This window comes from Kitasatospora sp. NPDC059817 (genome assembly GCF_042731835.1).
Lineage (GTDB): Bacteria > Actinomycetota > Actinomycetes > Streptomycetales > Streptomycetaceae > Kitasatospora.
This window is the reverse complement of record NZ_JBHWIR010000293.1, coordinates 1-5,969: the sequence shown is the minus strand read 5'-3', so window position 1 is coordinate 5,969 and position 5,969 is coordinate 1. Positions and strand designations below refer to the sequence as shown.

Sequence of the window (5,969 nt, the reverse complement as noted above, 5' to 3'; positions counted from 1 at the left end):
CGGGGGCCCCGGGGTCGGCGTGCTCTTCGCGGTCGGTGCGGTCGGCGGGACGGGTGCCGCGGCGGCGCTGTGCAGCCGGGCCGGCCGCTGGTGGGTCGTCACCGCGGCCCCGCTCGTGGTGCTGCTCGGCGCCGCCGGCATCGAGTACCTGGCGAACCGGGACGCGTACCAGGGCAAGCAGCTCGGCACCGGCGCGCTGCGGTGGGTGGTGGGGGCGTTCCCGGTGATGGCGGCGGCGGTGGGGGTCGCGCTGCTGGTCGTCGCGGTCCGCATCGCGCTCGACCGCCGACGGCTCCGCAGGGCGGGCACCCCGGCCGGAAGGAGCCGTCGTGGCTGAACGCGCCGCCCGCCTCCGCCCGCGCGGCCGCGCCCCGCGCCGCGGCCCCGCCCCGCTGACCGTCGCCGGGCGCACGCTCGCCTGCACCGTCTCCATCGCCGTCCTCGGCGCCAGCGGCTTCACCTGGTACGAGTACCGCAGCCTCGACGACGGCATGACCAAGTCCACCGCGCTGAGCGAGGCCAAGAAGAACGCCCCGCCCCACCTCGACAAGTCCGTCAACCTGCTGCTGATCGGCCTCGACAGCCGCAAGGACATGGACGGCAACGACCTGCCCAAGCAGTTCGTCGAGGACGAACTGCACGCCGGGTCGAGCGAGATCGGCGGCTACAACACCAACGCCCTGATCGTCCTGCACATCCCGGCCAACGGCGGCAAGGTCACCGCGCTGTCCGTCCCGCGCGACGACTACGTGCAGACCCTCGGCGCCGACGGCAAGATGCACAAGATCAAGGAGGCCTACGGCATCGCCAAGGTGGCCGCCGAGCAGAAACTCGCCGGCAAGGGGCTCTCCAAGGCCGACCTGGAGCGGCAGAGCCGCGAAGCCGGACGCTCCGCCACCATCCAGACCGTGCAGGGCTTCCTCGACGTCCCGATCGACCACTTCGCCGAGGTCAACCTGATCGGCTTCTACGACATCGCCAAGGCCGTCGAGCCGATCCAGGTCTGCCTCAACCACCCCGTCGACGACCCGATCACCGCCCGCACCGCCGCCCACGAGGGCGGTGGCACCGGCCTCAAGCTCCCCGCCGGCATCAGCTCCCTCAACGCCGCCCAGGCCCTCTCCTTCGTCCGCCAGCGCCACCACCTCGCCAACGGCGACCTCGACCGCACACACCGGCAGCAGGCGTTCATCTCCTCCGTCGAGTACCGGCTCAAGCAGCAGGGCATCCTCAACGACTTCGGGCAGATGCAGAAGCTGTTCGGAGTGGTGAAGAAGGACGTCGTCATCGACAACGAGTGGAACATCCTCGACTTCGCCCAGCAGGCGCCCAACCTCACCGGCGGGAACGTCGAGTTCAACACCCTGCCGATCACCGGGTTCAAGACCGTCGGCGGCCAGGAGGTCAACACCGTCAACCCGGAGCTGATCAAGAAGATCGTCCGGCAGCTGTTCAACCGCGAGCCGGCCCCCGTCCAGGCCGTCCCCGCGCCCACCGAGACGGCCGCCGAGACCGCCACCCCCTCGCCGTCCGCCGCCTCCCCGACCGCGACCAGGGCCGTCGTGGACGTCAACGCCGTCGCGGGCGCCGGCGCGGCCGCCACCGAGTCCAAGGCCCTCGCCGAACTCGGCTACCAGCCGGGGAGGATCGGCGACGCCGCCGCCAGGACCAGGGCCACCACCGTCACCTACGGCAGCGGCGCCAAGGCCGACGCCCAGCAGCTCGCCACCCGCTACGGCGTCACCGCCACCGCGGCCGCCGTCGTCGCCCCCGGCCACATCGTCGTCACCCTCGCCGTCACCCGCACCCCCAGCCCCTCCGCCGCCGCCACCACCGGGCCGGGCGACGCGGCCACCGACCCCGCCGCCGGCCTCCCCATGCAGGGCCCCGCCGTCAAGGCCGGCGGCATCCCCTGCGTGGACTGACGGGGGCGGCGGGCGCCGCGCGGCCGCACCCACGAGGCGGTGGGCGAACCGGCCCGGCGGCCGAACGGGCGTCACGGGAGGGGAGTCCGGCCCCGGGCGCGCTGGACGAGCAGGCCGACCAGCCACAGCAGGACCGCCGTGGCGCCCACCGCGGCCAGCACGTAGGTCGCGGGCATGTCGTCGTTGGGGTAGTGGTCGCCGGCCACGCGCACGGTGGCCGGGTCGTCCGCCGCCGCCTCCAGGGGGACGGTCATCCCGACGTGCGGCTTCTCGACCCGTTTGAGGCCGAGCGCCGACGTGCGGTAGTCGCGATCCCCCGCCCGGTAGGTGATGGTGTAGAGCCAGCCGCCCTTGCGCAGGGCCACGGCGCTGACCGTCCCGTCGACCCGCAGCGGCGCGGCGTCTATCCGGCTCGCGGCCCGCCACTGCGCGGACGCGGCGAACAGGCTCCAGCAGAGCACCAGCAGCGAGACCACCGCGCCCGCCAACGGAAGGGACCACACCCGGCGTAACACTGCCTTCATGGCCCGGACGATACCCGCCCCGTGACGCGCCGTCGGTGGCCGGGGCGCCGCCCCCTTCGAGAGCGACACGGCGGTGGACCTCGCCGACGGCCTGGCGCGGACGCCGCCGGATCAGGGCGAGGAGCCGTTCCGAGGCTTCGTCAATTCTGCTTCCTGGCAAGCCAGTAGAGCAGTGCGGCCAGACTGGTGGCCGCGCCGAGGAGGCAGACGGCCGTCCAGCCCCAGTGCTCGTAGACGACGGTGGAGCCGATCGCGCCCGCCGCGCAGCCGGCGGAGTAGAGGAGCATGTACCCGGCGGTGAGCCGGCTCTGCGCCTCGGGGCGGACCTGGTACAGCAGGTGCTGGTTGACCACGTGCACGGACTGCAGGCCGTAGTCGATCACCACCATGGCGAGCACCAGCCACCACACCGAGTGCGGCAGCAGGGCCGCCGGGATCCAGGCGGCGAGCATGGCCAACAGGCCGATGCCGGCGGTGCGTTCGGCCCGGCCGCGGTCGGCCTGGCGGCCCGCGCGGCCGGCACCCAGGGCTCCGGCGGCGCCGGCCAGGCCGAACAGCCCGATCTGGGTGTGGCTGAGGTTGAACGGCGGGGCGGCGAGCGGGAGCACCATCGGGGTGAGCAGGACGGTGATGGAGGTGAAGGTGAGCAGCGCGAGGACCGCCCGGGCGCGGAGCACGGGCTCCTCGGCGAAGAGGGTGAACACCGAGCCGATCAGCCGGGGGTAGCTGATCCGTGCGGTCTGCCTGGTCTGCCTGGTCTGCGAGGTCTGCGAGGTCGGTGCCGACGGGCGGTGACGTTCGGCCGGGAGGACGACCGCGACGGCGATTGCCATCGCGCCGGTGGCGACGGCGGACACCACGTAGACGGCGCGCCAGCCGGCCAGGTCGCCGATGGTGCCGGCGACGGTGCGGGCGAGCAGGATGCCGACCACGATGCCGCTGGTGACGGTACCGACCACCCGGCCCCGGTCGGCTGGCGCGGCGAGCGAGGCCGCGTACGCGACGACGACCTGGGCGACCACCGCGAGGACTCCGACGGCGGCCATCGCGGCGAGCATCAGCGGCGCGGAGGGGGCGAGCGCGACGGCGGCGAGGGCGAGCACGGAGAGCCCGAGCTGGGCGGTGGTGAGGGTGCGGCGGTTGACGTGGTCGCCGAGCGGGACGAGCAGCAGCAGGCCGAGTGCGTAGCCCGTCTGGGTGAGGGTGCCGACGAGCCCGATGGTGGCCGGGTCGATGCCGTAGTCCGCGGCGATGAGGTCGAGCAGGGGCTGTGAGTAGTAGACGTTGGCGACGGCGAGGCCGCAGGCGACGGAGAGGAGCCAGGCGGCGGCGGGTGGCAGGCCGCGTGGGGGCGCTTCGGCGGTGGTGGTGGCGGTGGCGCGGGTGGGCGAGGTCATGGGCGGGGCTTCCTGGTGGCGGACACGGCCGGACTGGTTTCAAAGTGCTACCACGCCACCCTGGCATACTGTGGTTTTAATAAGCAACCACGCGACTCGCCGCTAGGCTGGGCGCCGACCGGTGGAAGGTGGGAGAAGTGCCGAAGCGCACCACGCACGAGGAGTCGACCTGCCCGGTCGCCCGCCCGCTCGACGTCGTCGGCGACGGCTGGACGCTGCTGATCGTGCGCGACGCCTTCGACGGGCTGCGCCGCTTCGGGCAGTTTCAGAAGAACCTGGGCCTCGCCAGGAACATCCTCTCGGCCCGCCTCACCAACCTGGTCGCCAACGGGGTGTTCGAGCTCGCGCCGGCCGCCGACGGCAGCCCGTACCAGGAGTACGTGCTGACCGAGAAGGGGCGCGCCCTCTTCCCCGTGATCACCGCGCTGCGGCAGTGGGGCGACCAGTGGTTCTTCGCGGAGGGCGAGCCGCGCGCCCGGCTGGTGGAACGCGGGACGGGCACGCCGATCGAGGCGATGGAGGTCCGCGCGGCCGGCGGCCGGGTGCTGGGGCCCGAGGACGCCGAGGTGCTGCTGCCCTGAGACGCGCCGCCGCCACCGGCGGACGGGCGGCCGGTGGCGGCGGGTGGTGCGGGGGAGTCGGGCGGATCAGCTGGGGGTGGCGCTCCCGGCCGTCGCGGTCTTCGGGGGTTCGGTGGCCGTCGCGGTGGTGCCGGGGGCCGTGCCGTTGGTGGTGTTCGTCGTGGTGGAACCGGTCGTGGTTGCCGGGGCCTTGGTGCTCGGCGTCTGGGTCGGGGTCTGGGTCGGCGTCTTGGTGGTGGACGAACCCGTGGATGAACCCGTGGACGACCCCGTCGAGGAGCCTGCGGACGACCCCGTGGACGAGCCGGTCGAGGACCCGGTCGAGGAGCCGGTGGACGCGGACGAGGTGCCGGTCGTCTTGGTCGTCCCGGTCGGGGTGCCCGAGGACGTCGCCCCGGACGAGGTCGCTCCGGAGGACGTGGCCCCCGAGGACGTAGCCCCGGACGAGGTCGAACCCGAGGTCGTCGCCGAGCCGGACCCGGAGGTGGCCCCGGAGGTGGCCCCGGAGGACGAGGCGGAGGTCGAGTGCGACGTCGAGGCCGTGCCCGCCGGCGTGGTGGGCGTCATCTTCCCCGGCGGCGGGACGCCCGGCGCCAGCGGCCCCTTGGGCGGTCCGACGTTCCGGTCGACCACGTCGATCCGCCCGGTCAGGCGGGAGAACCAGCCGCCCGTCTCGATGTTCACCAGGATGATCTCGGTCACCGGCTGCGGCGCGGGCACCACGACGACCAGCGTGGTCGGGTGGAAGCCGGCCCATGCCTTCCCGGTGTACTTGGCGTCGCTCACCAGCACCGGCGGCTTCAGCGGGTTGCCGCAGGAGCAGCGCACCCGGGGCACGCCCTGGGAGTCCACCAGGACGGCGGTGCCGGCCTGGAGCGCGGACTGGTACTCGGCGACGGCGCCGCTCTTGTAGTTGTGGTTGGTGACCCGGGTGTCCACCCGCAGATAGGCCGAGGTCAGCGAGCGCAGGTAGGACGGGATCTCGGACTGCTGGACGCCCGCGGCGGAGGCCCAGGCGCGGCCGGAGTCCCCGCTGGAGACCATCCCGATCAGGCGCTCGGTGTCGCAGCTGGGCTTGGTCATCGTCCCGCCGTACAGCCCGGCGGAGCTGCCCTCGACGCTGTGGATCACCGCCGGGGAGGCGGCCGTGGACCGGCCGCCCGGCCCGGACTGCGGTGCCTGGGCGGACTGCGGTGCCGGCCCGGACTGCGGCTCCTGGGCGGGGGCGGGGGCGCTCACCCCCTGGGTTTCCACCGATGGGGTGAACGGGTCCGGCCCCGGGTCGGCCGGGGCCTGGAGGGCCACCTCGTTGGCGGCCGGCAGGGTGTCGTGGTGACCGCCGCCCTGGCTGTTCACGATCAGCACGGTGGCCACCACGGCCACCGCCAGCGTGCCGGCGGCCAACGCGAGCCCCCGCCCGGAGCGCCACCACGGCGTGTGCGGCCCCCGACCGCCGCCGGAGGACGGACCAGACGGCCCTGACGGACCAGATGGACCAGACGGCCCGGAAGGCCCGGAAGGCCCGGAAGGGCCGGATGACCC

At 73.9% G+C, this 5,969-nt stretch carries 6 protein-coding genes; 3 read left to right on the top strand and 3 right to left on the bottom strand.

From position 1 onward, the window contains the following. Together ACFV61_RS33610 and ACFV61_RS33605 are read left to right on the top strand one after the other, a co-directional pair. Positions 1-337: DUF6542 domain-containing protein (locus ACFV61_RS33610; RefSeq protein ID WP_380495855.1), on the top strand; the 337-nt coding region annotated here is incomplete at its 5' end. Then, entirely contained in the window at positions 330-1,925 is a 1,596-nt protein-coding gene (locus ACFV61_RS33605) for an LCP family protein (protein WP_380343263.1), read from the top strand. The genes ACFV61_RS33610 and ACFV61_RS33605, both read left to right, overlap by 8 nt. 71 nt (positions 1,926-1,996) lie before the next feature. Here the strand turns inward: ACFV61_RS33605 and ACFV61_RS33600 are convergent, their stop codons facing one another. After that, entirely contained in the window at positions 1,997-2,449 is a 453-nt protein-coding gene (locus ACFV61_RS33600; RefSeq protein WP_380495853.1) for a hypothetical protein, read from the bottom strand. Between the two features lie 140 nt (positions 2,450-2,589). Further along, positions 2,590-3,846 carry an MFS transporter gene (locus ACFV61_RS33595; protein WP_380495850.1) on the bottom strand — a complete coding sequence of 419 codons (1,257 nt, stop codon included), beginning with the start codon at positions 3,844-3,846 and terminating at the stop codon, positions 2,590-2,592. A 137-nt stretch (positions 3,847-3,983) separates the two neighbouring features. On the opposite strand from ACFV61_RS33595, the gene ACFV61_RS33590 reads away from it, so the two are divergent. Further along, the gene (locus ACFV61_RS33590) at positions 3,984-4,427 is read left to right on the top strand and encodes a winged helix-turn-helix transcriptional regulator (RefSeq protein WP_380495847.1); all 444 of its coding nucleotides are present in this window, start codon (positions 3,984-3,986) and stop codon (positions 4,425-4,427) included. Between the two features lie 66 nt (positions 4,428-4,493). On the opposite strand, the gene ACFV61_RS33585 is transcribed toward ACFV61_RS33590, so the two are convergent. Next, positions 4,494-5,831 (bottom strand): DUF6777 domain-containing protein, encoded by a 1,338-nt coding sequence (locus ACFV61_RS33585; RefSeq protein ID WP_380495844.1) that lies wholly within the window; start codon positions 5,829-5,831, stop codon positions 4,494-4,496. Between the last annotated feature and the right edge of the window lie 138 nt (positions 5,832-5,969).

Coding starts and splice junctions, on each gene's coding strand:
- ACFV61_RS33600 (WP_380495853.1), bottom strand. CDS start 2,449: ATGAAGGCAGTGTTACGCCGGGTGTGGTCCCTTCCGTTGGCGGGCGCG.
- ACFV61_RS33595 (WP_380495850.1), bottom strand. CDS start 3,846: ATGACCTCGCCCACCCGCGCCACCGCCACCACCACCGCCGAAGCGCCC.